This window comes from Kitasatospora sp. NRRL B-11411 (assembly GCF_000721345.1).
Taxonomy (GTDB): Bacteria; Actinomycetota; Actinomycetes; order Streptomycetales; family Streptomycetaceae; genus Kitasatospora; species Kitasatospora cineracea.
Genome location: NZ_JOGH01000113.1, coordinates 1 through 22,328 on the forward strand (window position 1 = coordinate 1; position 22,328 = coordinate 22,328).

18 protein-coding genes are annotated in these 22,328 nt (G+C 69.7%); 14 read left to right on the forward strand and 4 right to left on the reverse strand.

All coding sequences use genetic code 11. The features are described from left to right. The first annotated feature begins 512 nt into the window (after positions 1-512). From IH44_RS0132300 to IH44_RS0132310, 3 genes are all read left to right on the forward strand, one after another. Positions 513-905 carry a hypothetical protein gene (locus IH44_RS0132300; protein ID WP_030463349.1) on the forward strand — a complete coding sequence of 131 codons (393 nt, stop codon included), beginning with the start codon at positions 513-515 and terminating at the stop codon, positions 903-905. After that, positions 902-1,342, forward strand: a complete 441-nt coding sequence (locus IH44_RS0132305) for a helix-turn-helix domain-containing protein (RefSeq protein ID WP_030463350.1) — start codon at positions 902-904, stop codon at positions 1,340-1,342. Before IH44_RS0132300 ends, IH44_RS0132305 begins: the two co-directional genes overlap by 4 nt. A gap of 101 nt (positions 1,343-1,443) precedes the next feature. After that, positions 1,444-2,013: a Uma2 family endonuclease gene (locus IH44_RS0132310; protein ID WP_030463351.1), complete on the forward strand. Its 570-nt coding sequence runs from the start codon at positions 1,444-1,446 to the stop codon at positions 2,011-2,013. A 164-nt stretch (positions 2,014-2,177) separates the two neighbouring features. Here the strand turns inward: IH44_RS0132310 and IH44_RS0132315 are convergent, their stop codons facing one another. The 3 genes from IH44_RS0132315 to IH44_RS0132325 all read right to left on the reverse strand — a co-directional run bounded on the left by IH44_RS0132315 (position 2,178) and on the right by IH44_RS0132325 (position 3,163). Further along, on the reverse strand, positions 2,178-2,570 hold the full coding sequence (locus tag IH44_RS0132315; RefSeq protein WP_030463352.1) for a hypothetical protein: 393 nt from the start codon (positions 2,568-2,570) through the stop codon (positions 2,178-2,180). Then, positions 2,567-2,857 carry a hypothetical protein gene (locus IH44_RS0132320; RefSeq protein ID WP_051817702.1) on the reverse strand — a complete coding sequence of 97 codons (291 nt, stop codon included), beginning with the start codon at positions 2,855-2,857 and terminating at the stop codon, positions 2,567-2,569. Before IH44_RS0132320 ends, IH44_RS0132315 begins: the two co-directional genes overlap by 4 nt. A gap of 105 nt (positions 2,858-2,962) precedes the next feature. Beyond that, positions 2,963-3,163 (reverse strand): hypothetical protein, encoded by a 201-nt coding sequence (locus IH44_RS0132325; RefSeq protein ID WP_030463354.1) that lies wholly within the window; start codon positions 3,161-3,163, stop codon positions 2,963-2,965. 880 nt (positions 3,164-4,043) lie between these two features. Here IH44_RS0132325 and IH44_RS0132335 point away from each other — a divergent pair. The 10 genes from IH44_RS0132335 to IH44_RS43290 all read left to right on the forward strand — a co-directional run bounded on the left by IH44_RS0132335 (position 4,044) and on the right by IH44_RS43290 (position 20,745). Beyond that, positions 4,044-4,304, forward strand: coding sequence for a hypothetical protein (locus IH44_RS0132335; RefSeq protein ID WP_030463355.1), 261 nt, complete (start codon positions 4,044-4,046; stop codon positions 4,302-4,304). Between the two features lie 911 nt (positions 4,305-5,215). Beyond that, complete coding sequence (locus IH44_RS0132340) at positions 5,216-5,545, forward strand: helix-turn-helix domain-containing protein (RefSeq protein WP_030463356.1); 330 nt, start codon at positions 5,216-5,218, stop codon at positions 5,543-5,545. 7 nt (positions 5,546-5,552) lie between these two features. After that, a complete protein-coding gene (locus IH44_RS0132345) occupies positions 5,553-7,883 on the forward strand; it encodes a hypothetical protein (RefSeq protein WP_030463357.1) in 2,331 nt (776 codons plus the stop codon). After that, positions 7,880-8,587 (forward strand): hypothetical protein, encoded by a 708-nt coding sequence (locus tag IH44_RS0132350; protein ID WP_030463358.1) that lies wholly within the window; start codon positions 7,880-7,882, stop codon positions 8,585-8,587. Before IH44_RS0132345 ends, IH44_RS0132350 begins: the two co-directional genes overlap by 4 nt. A 297-nt stretch (positions 8,588-8,884) precedes the next feature. Next, on the forward strand, positions 8,885-10,714 hold the full coding sequence (locus IH44_RS0132355; RefSeq protein ID WP_030463359.1) for an AAA family ATPase: 1,830 nt from the start codon (positions 8,885-8,887) through the stop codon (positions 10,712-10,714). Between the two features lie 393 nt (positions 10,715-11,107). Beyond that, a complete protein-coding gene (locus tag IH44_RS0132360; RefSeq protein ID WP_030463360.1) occupies positions 11,108-12,271 on the forward strand; it encodes an exonuclease SbcCD subunit D in 1,164 nt (387 codons plus the stop codon). Then, on the forward strand, positions 12,271-15,294 hold the full coding sequence (locus IH44_RS0132365; protein WP_030463361.1) for an AAA family ATPase: 3,024 nt from the start codon (positions 12,271-12,273) through the stop codon (positions 15,292-15,294). Before IH44_RS0132360 ends, IH44_RS0132365 begins: the two co-directional genes overlap by 1 nt. Positions 15,295-15,488: 194 nt before the next feature. After that, positions 15,489-17,843, forward strand: coding sequence for a DEAD/DEAH box helicase (locus IH44_RS0132370; protein WP_051817705.1), 2,355 nt, complete (start codon positions 15,489-15,491; stop codon positions 17,841-17,843). A 347-nt stretch (positions 17,844-18,190) separates the two neighbouring features. After that, on the forward strand, positions 18,191-20,299 hold the full coding sequence (locus IH44_RS0132375) for a hypothetical protein (protein ID WP_030463363.1): 2,109 nt from the start codon (positions 18,191-18,193) through the stop codon (positions 20,297-20,299). A gap of 134 nt (positions 20,300-20,433) precedes the next feature. Next, positions 20,434-20,745 (forward strand): hypothetical protein, encoded by a 312-nt coding sequence (locus IH44_RS43290; RefSeq protein ID WP_157852538.1) that lies wholly within the window; start codon positions 20,434-20,436, stop codon positions 20,743-20,745. A 560-nt stretch (positions 20,746-21,305) separates the two neighbouring features. Here the strand turns inward: IH44_RS43290 and IH44_RS0132390 are convergent. Next, complete coding sequence (locus IH44_RS0132390; protein ID WP_030463366.1) at positions 21,306-21,686, reverse strand: DUF6193 family natural product biosynthesis protein; 381 nt, start codon at positions 21,684-21,686, stop codon at positions 21,306-21,308. 169 nt (positions 21,687-21,855) lie between these two features. Here IH44_RS0132390 and IH44_RS48705 point away from each other — a divergent pair, with 169 nt between their 5' ends. Then, positions 21,856-22,233, forward strand: a complete 378-nt coding sequence (locus tag IH44_RS48705; RefSeq protein WP_157852541.1) for a hypothetical protein — start codon at positions 21,856-21,858, stop codon at positions 22,231-22,233. Positions 22,234-22,328: the final 95 nt, after the last annotated feature.

Sequence of the window (22,328 nt, forward strand, 5' to 3'; positions counted from 1 at the left end):
CTCCTGGAAGACCCCGGCCTGACCCCCACCCCACCGGACCCGTCCCTCGCCGCGCCCGGCCACGCCACCGGCCCCCACCCGGCGGCACCAGACCACCGGCCATAGGCATGGAAAGGGCCGCCAAGGCCCGGGTCCGGCGGCAGCCGGACTTCCATGACTGACGCAGTGACCCCGACCGAACGCGGCTCGCAGGCCGACCACAGAGCCCGGCCCGGGCAGCGGAAGCGGCACGGACGGACGGCCCGCCGGAGGCCCCGGCCGAGGGCGGCTCTTCTTTAAAGAGGGGCAACTCGCTGACCTGGGGAAACCCGATACGAGTGTGGGGTTATAACCCCCGTTACCCATCAGTAACGGGGGTTATAACCCCACACTCGCAGAGCGGAGCACCCGAATGCGGGTTGTAACCCTACAAAAGTTATCCATTGAGATAACCTTTGGCGGTGAACGGTCCATTGAAGGGCGGCCGTGCGGTCCGCCTCCCAGCCGCCCGGCCCCCGGTGGAGCCGGCGGGCATGCAGAACGTGATCGCCATCCGGCTCCAGCCAGGTGAGACGGTCACCGTCAATCCCTCCCCTGAACCCGAACCGGCCGACGGCAAGCGGGAGGAATTCGACTTCCTCGGCCACACCTTCTACCTGGCATCGAGGGAGCTCTCCGCCCGGTTGCCCTTCCTGGGCCTGACCGCCACCGAGTACGACGTCTGGCACACGATGCTCGGGGCTCAACTCAAGGGCGGCATCGTGCCGATCACCGTCTCCAAGCTCGCCGAGCGACTCGGCATCGGCCGCAAGGAGACGGGCGAGGCCCTGATCCTGATGCCGCCTCACATCCCCGAGATCCACCTGCCAGAAGGCGACGTTCGCCCGCCCCGCCGCACCCGCCGATCGAAACTGGAGCCACTGTGACGACCGCCACCGACCACGAGCCGGGCACGGAGACCTTCCTGACCGCCGAAGGCGGCGTCTTCACCGCCCAGGCGCTCTCCCGGGCCCTGCCGCTGTACAGGCTCACCACCCTCCAGTACGAGGTCTGGCACACCGTGCTGGGCGAGATGACCGACGGCGGCTTCGTCGCCCTCACCCTCCAGGCCATCGCCGACCGGCTGGCCACCAGCAAGAGCAACATCTCCCCGGCCCTCAACCGCCTCGCCGAACTCGGCCTGCTCTGGCGGGTGTCCAACGGGCTCTACCGGGTCAACCCCAGAGTCGCCTTCAAAGGCTCCCGAAAGGAGTGGAACGAGGCCCTGCAAGAGGTACCACCCGGCGTCCCCGACGTCCTCCTCCCCCACTACCACCGGCGCCCACCCCGGACCAGCAGACCCAGCTCGCCCCCCACTGGCTGAGACCGAACACGGCCGCTGCCGCCAAAGTGCCTCCTCGCCGGTACCCCTGCTCATGCAGCAGGCACCGACGCCCCTGGTAGGAAGGGTGGGAGGATGGCGGCATGGCTGAGTTCCGCATCCCCGAGCGCCACGCGCAGCTGCTGGAGTACGCGCAGAGCCTGACGCCGCCCGCGGGCTGGAAGATCGAGGTGTCGGGCGACGAGATCATCATGATGGCGGGCCCGTCGGTGATCCACCAACGCAACCTGCTCATCGTCCGCGAGCAGTTCGACGCCCACCGCCCGAAGGGCCTGATGCCCAGCGAGAACACCGACCTCGCCTCACCGAACGTCGGGAAACTGCGGAACCCGGACCTGACGTACATCCCGATGTCCGTGGTGGACCTCGGCGGCAACGAGGTCCCGGCCGACCTCGCGGAGATCGCAGTCGAGATCGTCTCCGTCTCGAACCCCGAGAACGACTTGGTCGGCAAGGTCCGCGACTACCCCCTCATGAAGATCCCCCTCTACCTGGTGGTCGACCCCCGGGAGGGAACGGTCGTCCTGTTCTCGGAGCCGTCCGAAGGGTCGTACCGCCGGCAGTGGAGCGGCAAGTTCGGCGACGTCGTACCGATCCCGGAGCCGTTCGGCTTCGGCCTGGTCACCGCGGACCTCGTCCGGTACACCGCCTGAACCAGGCGTGCCGGCCCCGTCCACCCAGTGCCGCATCCGCCCGCCGATCCCTCCCAACAGATCAACGGACGAACCAGCCACCTCTCCCTGACACCCCGTCAACCCAACCCGCACAGCGCGACGGACCGGACGCCCCAAGCCCCCCACCTCTGCGCGAGTGCCGCCTACGGCTCCAGCCGGGGATCGTCGATGCCGACGGTGACGATTCCGGGCGGATACAGCTCCGGCCGGGCCGTCAGGATCAGATGCTGCATCGGACGCTCCGCCGTCGGCAGGCTCACCGCGATGGTGTGCGCCAAGTCCGGGCCGCCGTAGCCGTCCCGAACCATCGCCGCCACCAGCACGGCCGCACCCGTGTCCAACGGCTCGAACTCCAACGAGGGCAGCGCCAGGACCGCCTGCGCGGCCCCCTCGTCCTTCACCCCGGCCTCCACCAGACACAGCACCGGCACCAGCAGATGTTGGAACGGGCTGTGCAGCGCCGAGTCCACGATCCGGTGCAACCGCTCGTGCCCGGCAACGAGCGCCGCCACGGCACTGGTGTCCAGGACGATCACGCGCTGCGCCTGGGCGCGAGCTTGGCCCGGGTGTCCGCCGCGGCGATGTCGTAGACCCGCTGCAGCAGATCCGGCCCCCGGTCCAACTCGGAGTCCGCCAACACCATCCCGAAGTGCTCCCGCAGCAGCCGCCGGCCGTCTGCGACCCGCTCGGCGATCTGCTCCGCCGTGGGCTGCTGCTCCACCAACAGAGCCACCTGGGCACCGATCGTGGTGCCACGGGCCGCCGCGAGAGCAGCCAACCGGTCACGAGTCTCAGGCGAAACCTTGATCGTCGCATCAGCCATACCACGATCGTACACCGCCGGTACACCAGCGGTGTACGACCCGGCACCCCGCAGACCGGCTCCCCTCCGCCTCACCACCGAAGCCGTACGACCAGCCAGCAGTAGTCAGCCCAGGTCCGGTACGGACTTCAGCCGGGGACGGCTACCGAGCTGAGTGGCCTTGCACAGCCGAGCCTTGCGGACCTTCTCCCCCAGGCGCTGCTGCAACCGCTGCTCGCACTCCTCCTCGAAGCCGCCCTCGTCCGGCCGCATCTCCTCCAACAGCACCCGGACGGCCTGTTGCTGTCCCTTCGGTGTCCCGAACACGGCGGTGACCGAATCCCTGGTTGCTCATCAACGTGAAGGGCGTGACCAGAACGAACCGATCGCTGTCGTACCGACGGGCAGCCCGCCGTATGAATTCCGGCGAGTCCACGCTGGATGCTTCGCCGATGAATCCTGTGGTGCTGGGTGGCGGAAACACCCGAGCAGTACGGCTGGGCGGCAGCGTGCTGGTGGGCGCCGAAGAAGTGGGGTGCGGAATCGGTCGTCTTCGCTCCCGGTAGGGGAGTGGTGCTTGTGGGGTCTGGGTCGGCTTATGCGGTTTTCTGCCGATTGGGTACTGCGGACAGGTGTCGGTCGGGAGCTGGAACGGGTGCGGCGGGTCCGGGTAGCTCACCGGTTTTGATGGCCCGCAGGGCGCCGGTGATGCCTTCTTCGAGCTCTTCGACGGTGGAGTAGCCGGCGAACAGGGGGTGGATGTTGTAGCTGCGGTAGCGGCCCTCGGGCGAAAGGCGTAGCCGGGGGTTTTGACGCCCTGCTCGGTGCGGGTCTGGAGACAGTAGAGGATCTCGGCAGTCATCCGGTCCGGGCCCCCGCAGGCTGGCCACGCCGTTCTGCGCGACCGGGGTCGTGGTGAGCCGCCAGTGCCCTTCGGCTTGCGGCGTCAGCAGGTCCCCGCGTCGGCGAGCCCAGACCAGGCGCGCCCGGTGGGCTCGGCGGTACACACATTCCTGACGGCGTCGCGCTGACGGTCACAGGCCGTAACCCCGCAGGCCCAGGCTCGGTAGCGGGCGCGTGTCGGGGCGGGCCAGGAACTGGTCCATCGGCGGCTTGAAGACGCCTTGCTGCTGCGCGAGGTGGTGCATGCACAGGCCAGCTGGCCGGGCCCTCCAGGGGTGCCAGCAGCCGTTCACTGTGCTACGAGGTGGCCGACGCGCGGGACCTGCCGGTCGAGATGCAGGCAGAAGACTGCGGCCTGGCGTTCCGGGTCGGTGTCCAGCACCGCTTGCAGGAACCGCAGCGGGAGGTCGACCAGGCGAGTGACGAGGAGGTCGTGGCGATGTTCCGGGCCTGCCGCACCGCCAAGGACCGCCTGGTCGTGCTGCTGGCTCGGGTGAGGCTGCGGCGCGGCCAGGCCACAGGACTGCACCGCAGCGACTGCCATCTGCTGAGATCTGCCCGATGACGGCGCCCGGGGCTTCCTTGACCGACACCGCGAAGCCAGCAGACCTCGTACCGCAGCCAGGACCCGGCTGATCCGGCGCTCCCGCCGCCTCGGAGCACGATCGCCACTCCACGGCCACGGCCACGGATGCCGCGATGGCGTCCGGGGCTGTCCCATCGGTCGGCTGGTCAGTGTTTTGGGCGGCAGCTCGGGCAGGTGTTGTCGTCGTTGAAATCGAAGTGCACGTCGCTCGGCTGCAGGTGGTTGTGTCTGCAGACCGTGCACAGGTCGCCGCCGCAGCTTCCGCAGCCTACGTAGCGGCCGCCGGCGTACTCGTAGCGCCGTTTCTCGATCCATGGGTCGTCACATGTCACAACGGGCTTCCCCTCAGTGGGATCGTCGTTCTTCGCCTGGGGCCAGCGAGTGCACCTTACGATGTCGCGGCAGTCCGGGGCGGTTCGACCACCGAGGTCGTTTCTGCGGCCGGGTCGGCAGCATCCTCGTCGCGGCAGCGGCGTGCGGTCGATCGCTTCGAGGCGGGAGCGGGGATATGCCGGTAGAGCCGGACCGATGCGTGCCTGACACTGCGGGCCTGCCAGGGATGCAGGACTCGCCTTTCCTCGGGTGAGGGTCGTGCCGCCGGTTCGGTCCGCTCTGCAGTTCCCCGTCGAGGCCGCCTCGTGCCCGGTCGGCCGGCTCGCTCGAGCCGTCTGCGGCCCGGCTCCGTCGCCTTCGCCGGTTGGCCGGCTGGTCACCGTGTCACGGTTCGCGGGGCAGTCGTTGTGGCGGCTGCAGGGCCGGCAGGTGGCGGGCGGCCAGGGGCGCGCCAACGCCTTGAGCGCCTCATGTGATGATAAGTGAGATGTTTAAGAGATGAAGAGTGATGTGCTTGATGAGTTACTGCATGCTACTTTTCTGTGTGGAGGTATGTGATGTCTGAGATTTTCGCGGCGGTGGACGCGCTGCTGGCCAAGGCCCGGGACGGCGGGGACCTGCCGGAGCCCGCCGAGCGGGAGCGGCTGCGCAAGGCCGCCGGCCTGACGCAGGTTGAGGTGGCCGCCGCCCTGGACACCCGGCGGGAGACGTTCGCGAAGTGGGAGAACGGGACCGCGCAGCCCAGGTCCCCGAAGCACGGCGCGTATGCGTTCCTGCTCGCCGGGCTGGCCGATATCCACGGCACGCAGGGCCCCGATGGCTGGCTTACCCTCGCCCGTCGGGCCCGCCCCCTCGACACCGGCACCGGTACCACGGAAGGGGAGTGAGGATCTGATGGACCGGAAGTCGTACACCGCCGAGCTCGCCTCTCTGCGCGAGCTGCGCACCGAGATCGCGGCCGCCGAGAAGACGGTCGCGGCCGCGCGGAAGGAGCTGGACAAGCTCAACCAGCAGCGTGCGCGCCGGGTCGCCGGGCTGGCGGGGTACGAGGGCGCCCAGGCGTCGGCCGTTGCGAAGGCCTCCGGGCTGTCGGTCGGCGACGTGGTGCGGATCGCGCCGCTGCTGGACCCGACCCCGGCCGCTGTTCGCGCCGCCAAGTCCGACGACCAGGCCCCCGCACCCGTCCAGGTGCCGGTGTTGCAGGGCGAGAGCGCCGTCGGTCCTGCGGGCGCGGTTGCTCCGGCACTGACCCGCCCCGCTGCTGTCGTCGAGCTCCCGGCCTCGGCTGCTCCGGTGGCCCCTGCCGCGCCGATCGAGTCCGATGCTGACGTCGAGGACCTGGCCTGCGCCGGACAGCCCGCCGCTGAGCCCGCCAGTACCGCCGGTAGGGAGACAGAACCCGGCGTACAGACCGCCTCGGCCTCCGCGACCACGCCGGCCCTCGCGGCTGCTGCGTCGGCCCCTGCTCCCGCTGCCCCGGTCGCTTCGGTCGCTGTCGCGCCGCGTCCGGTGGCCGAGTCCGGTTCGCGTGAGTTGCCGACCCTCCCGGAGGGCCCTGCCGGTGCCCGGTTCGAGGCGGTGACCACGGGCCTGGTCTCCAGGCGCCCGAACTTCATTCAGCAGGCCCGCGCCACGGTGTTCCTGGACGCCGCAGCCGGGATGCTCGCGGTCCGCGACCAGGTTGTCCGCGTCGACCTCGGCGCCCGCACCCCGGGCGAGATCCTGGACGCGGTCCTGGCGACCGCGCCCGGCACCGAGCGGGTCTACATCACTGCGGGCGCCCCCTGGCACGACGGTGCCGAGCGGTACTCCACGCTCAAGGACGCGGTCGCGGCCTGGCTGAACACGCCGTCGGAGCGGTGGACCACCGCGGTGGGCTCCGGTCGGGACAAGCTCGCCGGGCACTTCGTGCACCAGCGCCAGCCGGTCGGCCGCTACGCCCCCGCCGTTTCCCCGGAGGGTCCGGTGACGGAGGTCCGGTCGATGGGGGAGTGGTTCGATCCGGACGGCGTCGATGTCGTGACCTGCCGTCAGGCGTTCACGCTGCTGTGGCAGGCGCTGCGCCGTCACTGGGACGATGCGGTCCTGATGGGCTCCCCGTCGCAGACGGGTCGGGACCTGTGGTCGCGCACCATCCCGACCACCGGGAAGTGGGCTGGGGGCTACCCGGTGCTTTCCGAGGAGCTGCGGGGTTTGCTGCACGCGACCGGCGGCCAGGGCCGCACCGAGCTGATCCTGCCCCCCCGCGTGCCGGAGCAGCTGCCCGCGCTGGTCGAGTACGACCGCACCTTCGCCTACGCCAAGCACCTGTGGAAGAGCCCGGTCGGCACCCCGCGCCGCATCACCGCCGCCGCGTTCGCCGCTATGACCGAGCAGGAGCAGGTCAAGGCGCTGATGTCCTGCTCGCACTGGAACGTGCGCGTCACCGTCCCGGCCGACTGGAACCACGTCGGCCTGCTGCCCGCCCCCGTCACCGGGGACCGCGCCTGGATCTACCCCTCCGAGCCCGGCACCACCTTCACCACCTGGGCGGGCGGCGCCGAGGTCCACCTCGCCCTGTCCAACCACCTGATGCCGTGGAAGGTCGAGATCCTCGGCGGTCTGCTGTTCGAGGACGGCAAGCCGCTCGACGAGTGGGGCAAGCGCCTCAAGGCCGCCTGGGCCGACCTGACCAACCTCTCCAAGCTGCACGGCGACGAGCGCCAGCGCACCGCCGCCCACCTCGCCAGCCGCGCCGTCCGCTCCGTGCTGCTGTTCGGCCTCGGCGGCTTCGCCCAGCGCCCCCGTCTGGTCTCCGGGACCACCCCGCTCGGCGAGGCCCTCCCCGCCGGGGTCGAGATCCTTGGCCAGGACAACGAGATGGTCACCTGGCAGCGGCAGGCCGGCTTCTCCCGCGACCCCTACGCGCACCCCGAGTGGGCCGCCTACGTGTGGTCCGGCGCCCGGGCTGCGCTGCTGGACATGAAGTACCGCCAGGGCAAGGAGGTCATCGGCCACGCCGGCGCCCTGCACGCCAAGCCCGGCACGGTCGTGTACTTCGGCACCGACGGCATCGCCCTGACCGAGCGTCAGCCCTGGCCCTACCGCGGCGAGGTGGGCGACTACCTCCTCAAAGGCCACCTCACCAGGCCCGTCCAGCACCCGGTCAGCCAGGAGCAGTACCTCAAGCTGCGCGGCTTGGGCCGCGCCGAACTCGCCGCCGCGGAGAAGGGAGCTGACCAGTGAGCCCGGCCGATCCGAACCAGCCGAACGAAGCAGCCCGCCTGACCCAGGAACTGATCGACCAGGGCTACAGCAAGCGCCAGGTCGCCAGGATGCTGGGCCGCGACGCCTCGCTCGTCAGCCAGTTCTTCACGAAGGGCAAGGGCGCGAGCATGGTCGGCGCGCTGCGCCAGCTGGTCCGGGCGGTGCGCGGCGGCGAGCGCGACAGCGAGGCCTTGGCCGGGATCGCGGAGGCGAACACCACCCGCCGCCGCACCAGGACCGGGCAGAAGGCCCGGGTGCGGGGCAAGGACACCGTCGGCGAGGCGGGCGGGTCGATGGCCGGCCGCGCCGGGAAGCAGGCCATCCGCTCCGGCGCCTCCCACCTCGCCCCAGTGGTGCACTTCACCGGCCAGGCCGGCGGTCGCCTTGCCTTCACTGTGCGGATGAAGGCCGACCAGTATGTCTACAGCGCGGGCTCGGAGAAGGACTCCGGCGGTATCCGGCGCGGGTTCATTCCCCGCTCGGACGGGACCGAGGAGCGCACCTACGGCTCCGCCAGCACCGGGGGGTTCGACGCCGCGGATTGGTCCAGGCGGGTCGCGGACCACCACGGCGATGTGACCGAGGCGATGCGGGAGTGGCTGGTGGAGACCGGGCGCGCGGTTGAGGGCGCCGACATCGCCTACCTGGAAGTCCGCGGCTGGATCCCCGAGGAGAACCAGTGAGTGCCGACCGCACCCCGTCGCCGGGGAGTGCTTCTGCGAGCTTGTGAGCGGTGGACCCACCGGTTGCGTTCGACTCGCCGGTTGGAGCGCGCACCGGCCGACGAGTTCGCAAAAGGTGCCCGGGGAGCGGACCGGCGCCGGGTGATCTCCGGGTCTTCCACTGCCAGGACACGGGGCCGCGCCGAGGAGCCTACGATGGGTACCCGCGGTGGCAGTGACGTCAGAATCCTTGTGCCGTGGGCTGGTTGCTGCCTGCGAAACGGCACGGCGGCAGGGGAGAGCGGAGCGACTGCAACTGTGCACTTGAAGGACTTCTCCGTCAGCGGGTTCCGCTCGCTGACGCTGGTCGAGGACATCCCTGTCAGCGCGCCGACGATCCTGGCCGGCCACAACGACGGCGGGAAGAGCGCGGTGCTTGCCGCCCTCGACTTCCTCCTCGGCGGGTACCGACTGGTGGAACAGGACCGGACCTACGACAATCCGCCGGCAACCGGCGCCGCTGCCGCAGTCGCGGCTCGCTGCGCCTCGACGTGGGTCGAAGGCCGCTTCACCCTTGACGCCTCCGAACAGGAGATGGGCTTTCCTGCGGTGCTGAGGATCCGGCGCCGGGTGGAAGGCGATGGCCCACCCGTGCTCGAGTACTGGACTCAGCTCCCGGCCGACCCCAGGCTCCGCGATTTCGGCTCGCTCCTCGTACCCGCTCTCAGGGAACTGGTCGAGGCCTTCGGGCTGCAGGTCGAAGGCAGGGGACTCAAGGCGGATCTGCAGGCGGCGCTGGCCGCACATGCGGCGGGGTCTCCGCAGGTCACCGAATGGGCGGCCCTGCCCAAGCAGTTGGTACGACGGCTGCCGAGGCTGCTGTCGTTCAGCGGGAAGGACGAGAGCCCGGATCGGGCCGTCCACACGGCACTGGCCGGCAGCTACCAGTCCCATCTCGAGGACGATGGCCTGCAGGGCCGCCTGAGGATGATCGAGTCCGAGGTCACCGACCTGGTCAAGGACGACGCCGCCGACCTGTGCGCGCACATCAAGGCACACTGCCCGGACCTCGTGGAGGTCTCCGTCGAACCGGAGGTCTCCTTCTCCCACGGCTTCAAGCAGGCGCACCTGCACATCTCCCGCGCCCACGGCGAACGGGTCGACCTGTCCCGGTCCGGCCGCGGCAGCAACCGCCGGATCGCCCTCGCGGTCTGGGAGTGGACCAGCAAGCTCCTGGAAGACCCTCAGCCGGACGAGGACGGCACACCGCCGGTCCAGACGATCGTCGTCTACGACGAGCCCGACACCCATCTGGACTACACCCACCAGCGGACCGTGATGGACCTCATCCGCCGCCAGTGCGCGAGCGACGCTGTCAAAGTCATCGTGGCCACCCACTCGATGAACCTCATCGACGGCGTGGACATCGCCGATGTCGTCCACCTGCGCCTGGAAGCGGGCCGTACCGTCATGGAGCGCCTCGTCGACGACACGCACGAGGGCATCGATCTGCACCTCGGGCAGATCGCCTCCGCACTCGGGCTGCGCAACTCCGTGCTGCTCCACGAACGCTGCTTCCTCGCCGTCGAAGGAGCCACCGAACAGCAGGCGATCCCGGTGCTCTTCCGCCTTTCGCAGGGGATGTCCCTGCAGGCGGCGGGCATCGCCCTGTGGGCGTGCAACAACAACGAGGGCGCCCTGCACCTCGCCCGCTACCTCGCGGCCCAGCGCCGCACCGTGATGCTGCTGGTCGACGCCGACAGTCGCAACGTCGCCAAGTTCTTCAAGGACGACCGGCTGCGCCAGTTCGGTCTCGACCCCGCGACGCAGGTGTCCTTCGTCGGCGAGGCCGAGAACTTCAACGAACTCGAGGAGCTGTTCGAGGACGAGCAGTGGGCCCGTGTGGCCAACCGCAAGTGGCCGCGCCGCGAGAGTGAGCAGCAGTGGGAGGCCGCGCACTTCAAGGCGCATCGCGATGGCCGGAAATTCAGCAAGAACATTCTGGACATGATTAAGGAACAGGGAAGCAAGAGCCCGGACGGGAAACCCGACATGGTTTACGAGCTGGCCACGTCCCTGGAATTCTCCTCCGAGGTGCCGTCGCAGCTCAGGGAGGTATTTGAGGCTTTGCGGGCGAGCGCGGGCTGATCTTGGGACCGTGCGTCCTGCTGGAGCTGGGCGGCGCGACGTGCCTTCATCCGGGCCTTGCGCTGTTCGCCGGTCGGGGCGGCCCAGGCGTGCCAGCCTGTCTCCTCCACCCATTGCCGCGCATGGCCCCGCTCGTCGATGCCGCACCAGCGGCACCCATTTGGAGCAGGGAAAACGCTACGCAAAGAGCCTTGCTCGAAAGTCATCTCTCCTCCTCTCCAGCCTTATTCTTTCCCGCTGCACTGACAATCTATGGCTCCCGTGCCCGCCGCCCACTGCCTGTAGGCAGTGATGCGGAGCCCCGCCAACCAGCGGTTCCTACGGACCACCACCGCGGACCGAAACACCGAAGTCGGCCCGCACACCACACCCGGACGGTTACGGTCAGCGACCATGCGATTGCTCCACACCTCGGACTGGCACCTCGGACGGACGTTCTACCGAGAGTCCCTCATCGACGCCCAGCGCGTCTTCCTCGACCACTTGCTGACCGTCGTCCAGGAGCGGGAGGTGAACGCGGTCCTCGTCGCCGGAGACATCTACGACCGGGCCATTCCGTCCCTGGACGCCGTCGCCCTCTTCGACCACGCGCTCAACAGCCTGGCCGACCTCCAGGTCCCCGTCATCATGATCAGCGGCAACCACGATTCACCCCAGCGCCTCGGTGTCACGTCCCGCCTGATCGAACGAGCCGGCATCCACCTACGCACCGACCCCGCTACCTGCCACACCCCCGCGGTAGTGCACGACGAGCACGGACCCGTCGCGTTCTACGGCCTGCCCTACCTCGAACCGTTCCTCACCCGTGAGGAGATGGCAGCTGACAAACCCACCCACGAGGCCGTCCTTTCCGCCGCGATGGACCGCGTCCGAGCCGACCTCGCCACCCGCCCCGCAGGCACCCGCTCCGTCGTCCTCGCCCACGCATTCGTCACCGGCGGCCACACCAGCGACAGCGAACGCGACATCACCGCCGGCGGCATCCCCACCGTCCCCGCCGCCGTCTTCGAAGGCATCGACTACGTCGCCCTCGGCCACCTCCACCGCCCGCAGAAAGTCACCGACCGCATCCGCTACAGCGGCTCCCCCCTCGCCTATTCCTTCTCCGAAGCCGGCCACACCAAGACCACCTGGCTCGCCGACCTCGACGCCGACGCCAACCTCACCACAGAAGCCGTCCCCTGCCCCCGCCCCCGGACCCTGGACACCCTCACCGGGCACCTCGGCGACCTCCTCAAGGACCACCAGTACGACCACCTGCACGATGCTTGGCTGCACGTCATCCTGACCGACCCGCAGCGCCCCATCAACGCCATGGACCGCCTGCGCACCCGCTTCCCCCGCACCGTCCAACTCACCTTCGCCCCCGAGAACGGCGGCCCCCCAAGCAGCGCCACCTACACCGAACGCACCCGCCACCGCACCGAACTTGAGATCACCACCGGGTTCGTCGACCACGTCCGAGGTGGTCACGCCCCCACCTCCGCCGAACAGGACCTCCTGCGCCGGGCGGTCGAGGCCACCCGCCTGAACGACACCGTGAAGGAAGCCCGCTGATGCGCCTGCACACCCTCGCCCTACAGGCCTTCGGCCCCTTCCGCACCCGGCAGACCATCGACTTCGACACGCTCTCCCAAGGAGGGCTGTTCCTCCTCCACGGCGCCACCGGCGCGGGAAAGTCCACCATCTTCGACGCCGTCTGCTACGCCCTCTATGGCAACGTACCGGGCGAGAGACACCAGACGGCGCTGCGCAGCCACCACGCCGACCCCGCCACGCTCACCCAGGTCGAGGTGGAGTTCAGCATGGCGGGGCGCCGCCTGAGGATCACGCGCACTCCCCAGCAAGAACGGGCCCGGCGCGACGGAAACGGCACCACGCAGGCACAGGCCAAAGTCACTCTGGAGGAACGGCACGGCGACGACAGCGTCGGCCGGCCCGTCTGGAAGCCCGTCAGTGGTGCCCACCAAGAAGTCGCCCGCGAAATCGAAGCCTTGCTGGGCATGAACCGCGAGCAGTTCTGCCAGGTCGTCCTGCTGCCGCAGGGCGACTTCGCGAGATTCCTGCGCGCCAAAGCCGAGGACCGTGCCAACATCCTGGGACGACTCTTCGGTACTCACCGCTTTCGCGACATCGCACGCTGGCTCACCGACCACGCCAAAGAGACCGGCCAGCGCTGTGACGACGCCCGTAAAGCCCTCCTGCGCGACATCGACCGCATCCAGGACACCGCCGGCACCCTGATCATCGACTCGGTCGCGGCACCAGCCCCCACCGAGGACAACATCGACACCACCCACCCCACAGCACTCACCTGGGCACAGGCGGTACACCACCGTGCGACCGAAGCCCACCAAGAGGCCTGCGCCGCACTGCAGGACGCCAGGGCACACCACAACACCTGGGAAACCCGAGCCGCACAGGTCCGAACCCTGGCAGAGCGCCAACTGCGCCACCGCACCGCCACCGAAGCCCTCACAGCCCTGCGGGCACAGGCCCCGGCTTTCGAGGACCTGCAGACAGCCCTGGAACGCGGCCGCCGCGCCGAGCGGATCCAGCCCCTCATCCAGGCCCTCGACGACGCGGACCGCGACCACCAGGCGGCCCGCCGCGCCGAAGCACAGACCAGGACACGACTGCCCGACACACAGCGCGACGACACCGACGAGGACCTCACCGCCGCCGAGAACCGGCTGAAGAACGACCTCGGCCGCCTCGACGCCCTGCGCCACGACGAACAGCGCTCCGAAGAACTGGCAGCCTCCCTCACCAAGCTCGAGGCCGACCTGGACCAGGCCCAGGCCGACCACGACGAGATCACCGACTGGCTGGACCAGGCAGACGCCCGCCGCGCCGATCACACCACGCGGATCGACCAAGCCCACCTGGCCCAGACCCAGGCCGAGCAACTCGCCGCCACCCTGCCACCCCTCGAGCAGCAACTCGCCGCAGCCCGCCGACGCGACGAACTCGCCGCTGACATCGCCAAGGCCCAGCACGACGTCGACCAGCTCAAGGAAGCCGTCATCCGCAGCGCGACCCATGCGCGCGAGATCCGGGACCGGCGCATCGACGGAATGGCAGGCGAACTCGCCGGCCGACTGCGCCCTCAGGAACCCTGCCTGGTCTGCGGTTCGCCCGTCCACCCACGGCCGGCGACCACCACCGCCGACCACCCCAGCAGGGACGACGAGGCCCGTGCCGAGGACGCCTACCAGCAGGCCGACCAGGCCTGCAAGGACGCCGAACAGGATCTCGCCCGGCTCACGGCCGAGGCAGCCTCCGCCCAGGACCTGGCCGGCGGACAGACGACCGCCGACCTGCAGCAACGTCACCGCGCTGCCCGGCAGACCCGCACCGACCTCCTGACTGCCGCTGCTGACGCCGTTCCCGCCACCGAGGAACTGCGCACCTTCGACGAGACACGCAAAACCCGGACCACCGAACTCACCAGCCTGGACCGACGGATCGGCGACTACCTCGGACGCCAGGAGACCCAGAGCACCGAGCAGGAAATCCTCATACTCCGCCTTGCCGACGCTTTGGCCGGATCTTCAACAATCGCCGCCCGCAGCGCCGAACTCACCGCCCAGACGGAGGCGATCGCCCTGGCACGGGCGGCGATCCAGCAGACGGAAGTGGCCGCGGGAAATCTGGAACGCGCCAGCCGGGCAGCCCAGACCGAGACCGCAACCGCAGGGTTCACCACCCTCGACGACGCCCGCCATGCCATGGCCACCAGCGCAGAACTCGCCGCGATGGAATCCGAGTTGGAAGCCTGGCGGACAGCACAGGCCACGCATGCGGCGACACTCACGGACCCCGATCTCGCGGAGGCCGCCGCCGCCGAACCGGCAGACGAGCAAGCCGCCCAGGCGGATCTCGCCGCGGCCGCCGACCGGTCGGAAGCAGCAGCCATCGCCGAGAACACCAGCCGTACCCGCCGCGAGGCACTGCTCGGCCACACCACCGACCTCACACAGAGCATCGAGCGACTGGTGCCGCTCCTGGAAGACCACCACGTGGCCAAGCACCTGGCAGACCTCGCCGCTGGGACCTCGGGCGACAACCAGTACCGCATGCATCTGGAGGCCTACGTACTGGCAGCCAGACTGGAAGAGGTAGCGAAGGCCGCCAACACCCGTCTGGAACGCATGTCCTCCGGCCGTTATGTGTTGTCCCACACCGACGCGCGTACGAGCGGTCGTGGCCGCTCCGGTCTCGGCCTGGAGATCCTCGACCAGTGGACCGGCCTGACCCGCGACACCACCACACTCTCTGGCGGCGAGTCCTTCTTCGCCTCCCTGGCCCTCGCCCTTGGCCTCGCCGACGTGGTCGCACAGGAAGCCGGCGGCAGCCAGCTCGACACCCTGTTCATCGACGAGGGCTTCGGAAGCCTCGACGACGAGACGTTGGAAGAGGTCCTCGAAGTACTCGACGAACTACGCTCCTACAGTCGCACCGTCGGAGTCGTCAGCCACGTTGCGGACCTACGACGGCGCATCCCCACCCAGATGCAGGTTCGCAAGAGCCAGGACGGTTCGACCGTGAGGGCTATGGCTACCGCCCCGGCTCACTGACGTCCGCAAATCGCCCCTCCCAAGGATGACCCCCCGTCAACAGGGCTGCCGGGTTCCCCATTCAGGCTCTCCGGCCAGCTGGACGAGGTAAGAAAACTCCTTACCGACCCGCAGAGATTTTCCCATCCCAATCCGCAGTGAAGCGGGCCCGACCGACCGGACCACTTCGCCGCATCCGAAGGAGAAACACCGCCGTGGAGACCGCTGCCGCCCCTGCCGGGCAGGAGGTGCCGGCCGCGTTCCGCGCCGCAGCCGCTCAGCCGGTCCCGGCGCAGCCGTCCGGCACCGCCATGGTGAACTTGCTGCCGTTGCACTGGTTCCAGAAGGACGCGGTGGCGGCCGCGGTGCGCGAGGTGAAGGACGGCGGCCGCGCCACGGTGGTCGCGGCGACCGGCTCCGGCAAGACACTCATTGCGTCCGGCTGCGCCCGGCGTCTGGCCGCGCGGGGCCGGGTGCTGGTGCTGGTGCCGACGATCGAGCTGCTGGAGCAGACCGCGGAGGCGTGGTCGCTGAGGGGCGGGCGCCGCGGCCTGGCGGTGGCGGCGTGCTCGCGCGAGGAGGCGCTGGAGAGTGCCGAGGCCGGCGGCCGGATCGACGCGGCCGTGACCACCCAGGCCGCGCGGATCGCCGACCTGGTCGCCTCCGCGAAGGCGGGCGAGCCGGTCACCGTGTACGCCACCTACGCGAGCCTGGAGCGCATCGTCCAGGCCCACCAGCAGTGCGGCCTCCCGGCCTGGGACCTGGTCGTCATCGACGAGGCCCACCGCACGGCAGGCGCCGAGGGGAAGGCGTGGGCGGCTGTCCACGATGACGCCCAGGTCCCGGCGAAGCGCCGGCTGTACTTCACCGCCACCCCCAGGATCGCCGACGACCGGCGCGCGAAGGACGGCCTGGCCGACCTCGCCGACGCCGAGGGCGCGGAGAAGCTGCCCGTGCTCTGCTCCATGGACTCGGAGGCCATCTACGGCAAGGTCTGTTTCACCTGGACTCTCGGACAGGGGATCGAGCACGGCTACCTCGCCGACTACCGTGTCCTCGTGCCGGTGGTCACCGACGAGGACCTGCGCGAGCTGCTCAACCTCCCCGCCGTCGCCGACCTGCGCTCCCAGCGCTCCAACGAGGAACTGCTGCGCCTCGCGTTGCAGGTCGCGGTGCTGCGCGCCGTCGCCGACCTCGGACTGCGCCGGGTCATCACCTTCCACTCCCGCGTCAGCGCCGCACGCGAGTTCGCGAAGACCCTCCTGGACGCCTCCGAGTTGCTGCCCGACGCGGAGCGCCCGGAGCGGATCTGGGCGAAGGCGGTGGCCGGCACCGACCGGCTCACGGACCGCCGCGCCGCGTTCGCCGAGTTCAAGGCCCACACCGGCGAGGACGGCGAGGAGTGCGGCATCCTCTGCAACAGTCGACTCCTGACGGAGGGCATCGACGTCGCCGCCGTGGACGCCATCTGCTTCGCGGACCCCAAGAGCTCGGTCATCGACATTGTCCAAGCCGTCGGCCGCGCGCTGCGCCAGTCCTACCGGCAGGGCAAGGTGTCCTGGGTCATCATCCCGGTCTACCTGCCCACCCCCGAGGTCGGCGACGACACCGCCACCGCGGACCCGGCCGAGGTCCACGACGCGGGCGAGGCCGTGAAGGCCGAGGCCGACGCCGAGATCGAGGCCAGCTCGTTCCGCACCATCTGGCGGGTCCTGCGCGCCCTGGCCGCGCACGACGCCCGGGTGGTCGGCCGGATCACCGAGCTGCGCGCCCACCGCTCGCAGGGCGCCGCGCACACCACGGCGACCCAGCCGGCCGAGAGCGAGGCCGCCGAGGGCGAGCAGCCGCCGACCCCGGCCGAGTCGCCGATCGAGTGGCTGCGGATCAACGCCCGCCAGCACGCCGCGAAGATCCTGCAGACCGTCAAGCTGCGGGCGTTCAACCCGCGTGCGGTCGAGTGGCAGCGCATGCACGCGGTCGCGGCGGTCTTCCACCTGCAGCACGGCCACCTCGACCCCACCGACAAGGCCAAGCATGCCGAGCTGATCTCCTGGCTCATCCGCCAGCGCCACCTGCACGGCCAGGGCCTGCTCGACCCGGCCCGGGTCAGCGAGTTGGACGCGCTCGGGATGATCTGGTCGAAGAACGCCAACGCCTGGGAGCGCGGCTTCGCGTATGCCGCCGCGTTCCACCGCCAGCATGGTCACCTGGCGATCCCGGCGACGGCGAAGCTGGACGACTACGCGGTGGGCGCGTGGATGCGCCGCCAGCGCAAGGCCGACAACCTCACCAAGGACCAGGTCGCCAAGCTCGACTCCCTGGACGAGCTGTGGCACCTGGAGCCGGACTGGAGCCGGTCGTACCGGCGCCTGCTCGCCTACCTCGCCGCCGGCGGAACCCTCGACGGCCCCGCCAACCGCACAGGCCTCGGCGACGACCCGACGTTCCGGCCCGGCACGTGGCTGCGCAAGCAGGACAAGGCCCGCACCGAGGGCAAGCTGACCGACCAGCAGACCGCCTTGCTGGAGGCTCTCCACCGGCAACCACACGCCGAATCCGTCGCCGACTAACCGTGTCGAGGAGACATCGGGACGGTCGCTGTTCTTTCAAGTGCCGGCAGGGCGGGCCTACACTCGAGGCTGGAGCGCACCGATGTCGGTGACCCGCACAAATCCCAGTGGACCGATTCGGTTCGGGGTGGCCAATACTGCGGTTCCCCAGAGGAACCTGCGGCGGCCAGGTGATGGTGATCTGTTCAAGGTGGTCGCAACGGCCCAGTGCCCCGCAACGGCGGGGAGGCGGTACGGCGGCGGCACCCACCTCTGCATATCCGGGAGGCGGACCCACTCCGCGTCCCGATCCGCTCGGGGACAGCGGCGAGAGCGGCCGTTCCCGCGTACGAAAGCAGAGGTGCGGTATGTCGCCGCGTCGTCCCAACCGTCCGTCCGGACCCTTCCCCTATCTCGATGAGCCCGAGTGGCGCGCCCGCTTCGTCCAGGCCGGGCTTGCCGACCCCCGGTGCACGCTCGACCAGAGGGCACTGGAGCGGATCGCCACCGAGGTCATCAACATCAAGGCCCTGATCAAGACGCAGGGCACCCGCTCCGACATGATCGGCATCGGCTTCAAGGATACGGCCGTCCGGCGGGTGCAGACCGAGCATGGCACCCTCTACGAGCTGGTGGCCAAGCAGTCTGGCATGGCCGGAGCGATCAACCAGTTCAACATCCGCTTCGCCTACGACGTGGCCGCGAGCACCGAGGTCGCCACGCCGAAGGTGGTGACGGCAAAGGACACCGACGGCAATCACCTGGCCGTCCTGGAAGTCGAGTTCGACTCTGAGGAAGCACTGCTGCAGCACCTGACCTTCGTGGAGGGCCGGCTCACCTCGGCGGAGCGGGCCCGCAACTACGACCTGAAGGCCGACCTGCAGGTGTCGGGCCAGTCCGAGCGGGCGACCTACCACGCCGTGCGCTACCGCGTCGGAGATCAGGTGTGGGACACCACCGGCGCCACGGCCGGGTCGAACCGCACCCGGCACCGCCACGACCTGTTCGGGCTCCAGCCCGCGGTTGGGCTGCTTGGCCTGCCGCAGTCGATGCTCGGCGGCCCTGACGGCCAGCGCTGGCGCAACCCTGCGGCGTGGCGCGACCGCTACACCGCACAGCTCAACGAGCACGCCGACATCGACCCCGAGACCGTCGAGGTCCCGGACGATCCGGAGAATGCCGTGGAGGCCGCGGAGCGACGCCGCTGGGCGACGCTGGCAACCGAGGCACTCCAGGTCGCGGTTACCGACGCGGCGTATGTCATCGGCTACGTGCCCGACGCCACCGCACGCCCGGACTTCGACGGCGCGCTGGCGTCGACCAATCTGCGCACCCACCTGCGCGGCCCTCTCGACTTCAGCGACACGAACCAGGCCATGGCCGCCGGCCGGAAGCTGGTGGACAAGGCGTTCGTCGACGGGGCGATCACGGAGCTGGAGCACGGAGTCCTCACCGGCGGCATCCCGGCAGCGGAACTGCACGACGACCCGCGCGAGGCGGTGGCGGCACTCGTGCGGCTGGTCAACCGGCTGGTCTTTCCCTCCGACACCCTCGGGCTGCGCAGAGCCACGAAGGTGCTGGTCGAGCCGTCGCCATCGCAGCTGAGGGCCAAGCACGTGACGACCCGCGCCGAGATCCGCAGCGCGCTGCTGACCGCAGCCGTCGGCGGGGTGGACCTGCCGGCCGCCGCGATGGACACCCCGCACCAGCGCGACGCGCGCAAGGGCATCCCCACCACCGGGCTCTCGGTCGACGAGCTGATTGCTGCGGCGACCTCCCCCGAGCCGAGCGACGCCCGCACCGACGCCCGAAAGGAGCTGGCGCAGCTGGCGGTCCCGGGGCTCGTCAACGGCAAGGTGCTGCTCGGTTCGTATGGGTCCACCGGCGACCGGCGCGCCGTGTCCACCAAGCTCGCCGCCGCCCGCATCACCGAGGACGGGATCGTCCTGTTCGTCGAAGCCATCGATACCTTCGCCGAGGTGATGCAGCGCCGCGCGGGGCGCCAGGTCACGCCAAGGCCGGGCGCCCTGGCCAGCCGTCTCCGCCAGGTCGCCGACGGCGCCGTTGTCACCACCGCCCCGAGCATGCCAGCCGACTCGGAGTGGTTCACCACCCACTGGCCGGTGGACAACGAGGACTCCGACTCATCCGATGGATCGGGCACGGCGTCCAAGCTGTCCCTCAGCGAGCAGTGGTCGGAACGGCTCAAAAACACCGATGGCGCCGTGAAGAAGGCTAAGAGCGCACTGAAGGAGCTGGCCGACCACTTCGCGACGATGACCACCCTGGTGGGCCCCGACCGGGAGATGTCTGCCGACGAACGGGAAGGCTGGCAAGACTGCCTCGACGACGAGCTGAAGCCCCTTCTGGAGAAGGCCGGCGAGAACCTGAGGAAGCTGCGCTACCGTCCGGCGAACACCGAGGCGACATCTGGCGACATGGACGACTTCGTCTTCGGGACGGAGGAGCCGGAGTGAGCAGCACTGTTCCGGGGCCGCGAGCACCGCAGCACGCTGCGGCGACGACCGGCCCCCTCCTGCAGCGAGCCCACGTCCCGCTGCTGGCCCGAGCCCTAGGGAGCTACAACAGCGGCCCCCCGTACTGGTCGCAGGTGGACACTGTGGAGGCGTTCTCCCCCGGCCTCTACCTCGTCGTTGATGCTCGGGGCCGCATCGTCTGGTTGGGCTCGGCCGCAGGCAGGCAAGGCGTGACGGGCCGGGTCAGAACGCACCTTATCGAGTCGTGGAAGCGGGAAGTCTTTGACCGGGTTTGGGTCGCGCCTGCGTATGACCACATCACCCGGGCCGCCCTGGAGTCTGCCGAAGGCTGGGCTGCCGATGCGCTGAATCTGCGCGCCCAGATGCCACACCGTACCTGGCCCCCGTCCACCAACTGGTCCTCCCTCATCGCTCAGACAGCCTGATTGGCAGACCCTGCTATGCCGGCCCGGGGCGTACTGCCGTCCCGGGCCAAGTCCGCGTTGATCGGCACTCCCTGATCGAGGCGCTGGAGAACCCGAACGACCGGGCCGCCTACGACCTGCGCCAGGCCGCCCGCGAGGCCGAGGAGCACAAGGCCCACCAGGAGCTGATGGACTCCCTGGTCTGCATCGACTGCGGCGACGTCCCCGATCAGGAGAGCACCGGGGAGTACGGCCATCGGGGGCAGGTGGAGTGGTCCCGCCGCCCGGGTTGCTGGCTTTATACGAGAGTTGTGGGAGCACCTGTCGCTGATCGACGAGAGCACCCCGTGTCACGGGAGAGTGGTGTCGCCGAGTTTCGAGAACACCTGGGTGCTTGCCTCGGGACCATGGTTGTGCACTGCACGACGAGGGGGCCCAGGTGCTGCCGAAGTCCAAGGTCGATCTGTACGCGGCGATCCGCCGTGACTCGCGTACCGGGTTGTCGAACCGCGCCTGGCAGGAACAGCCGGCAAGCTGACCACGGCCCCTGGAGCCCCAGGAATCACCTTCGGGGCCTACCCTCACTCGGCCCCCGCGGGAGAGACCTGGTCCTCCGTCAGACGAACCATGCATGCCAACGCAGCTGCCGGGTCAGTGCTCTCCAGCACCGCATGGTCCGGTCCCCACGGATGCGTCATCACGACAAAGCCACTGGTCGACGCGGCGATTGCCGGGAACGGCTCGACGGAGTAGTCACGGAAGTCGCCCGTCGCCGACACATGCAGCTCGTTCATGCTGGTCCACACGAACAGCCTCCGCAGCACCGGCTCCTCCGCCGCCAGCTGCAGCACGGCCCACACTCCAGGACTGGCCCAGTCCCCAGGCTGATGCGGCGGTCCCCAGGCCTCCAACACCCCCTGCCACGTCCTCTCGTGCTCGCTGTCCCTGTCTGAGATCGCCATGCCCCGACCATCGAGCCGATCCTTGCCCGCTGTCAACGCCGGGCACTGCGGGAGATCAGCGACATGCGCGAGTGCTCTCGGTTCTCACCGATACTCGACCCGCCATCAACTGCCAACCGCTGCCAGAACTCACCGACAGTCGTTCTTGGTTCTCACCTACGCAGCCAGGTTGCCGCTGCTGGACCTGCCACCAGGAAATAGCGAGCGCTTGGAGCGGGAGGCCGAAGAACAACTGGAGGCCGCCCGCGCAGCGAACGCCTTGCTGCGCCCGTGCTGGACGTGCCGGGGTGTGATCGGCGGGGTGGAGGGTTCGGAGCTGGAGTTGCGGGAGAGGGCTCGGTCGGACCGGTTGAAGTGCCCGCGGTGCGAACAGGACCGCACCGCAAAGGACTTGGGCCCGTTGGTGCTGCCGGTCCCGACCAGGCGCGAGCTGGTGGCCGCGCTGGTCGCTGCTCCGGACGATCCGTGGTGGGAGGTGCGCGTGCTGCACGCGAAGTTCTATCCGGCGAGGGGCAGTGGGGACTGGCCTGTCAGCGTAGGGCCCTAGCGTCCTCCAGGTGACACAAGCCGTGCAGACCTACGCCTACCTCCGCCCCTCCGCGGTGCGGAGCAGCGGTGCCGGTCGGGGCCTCGTTCTGAAGA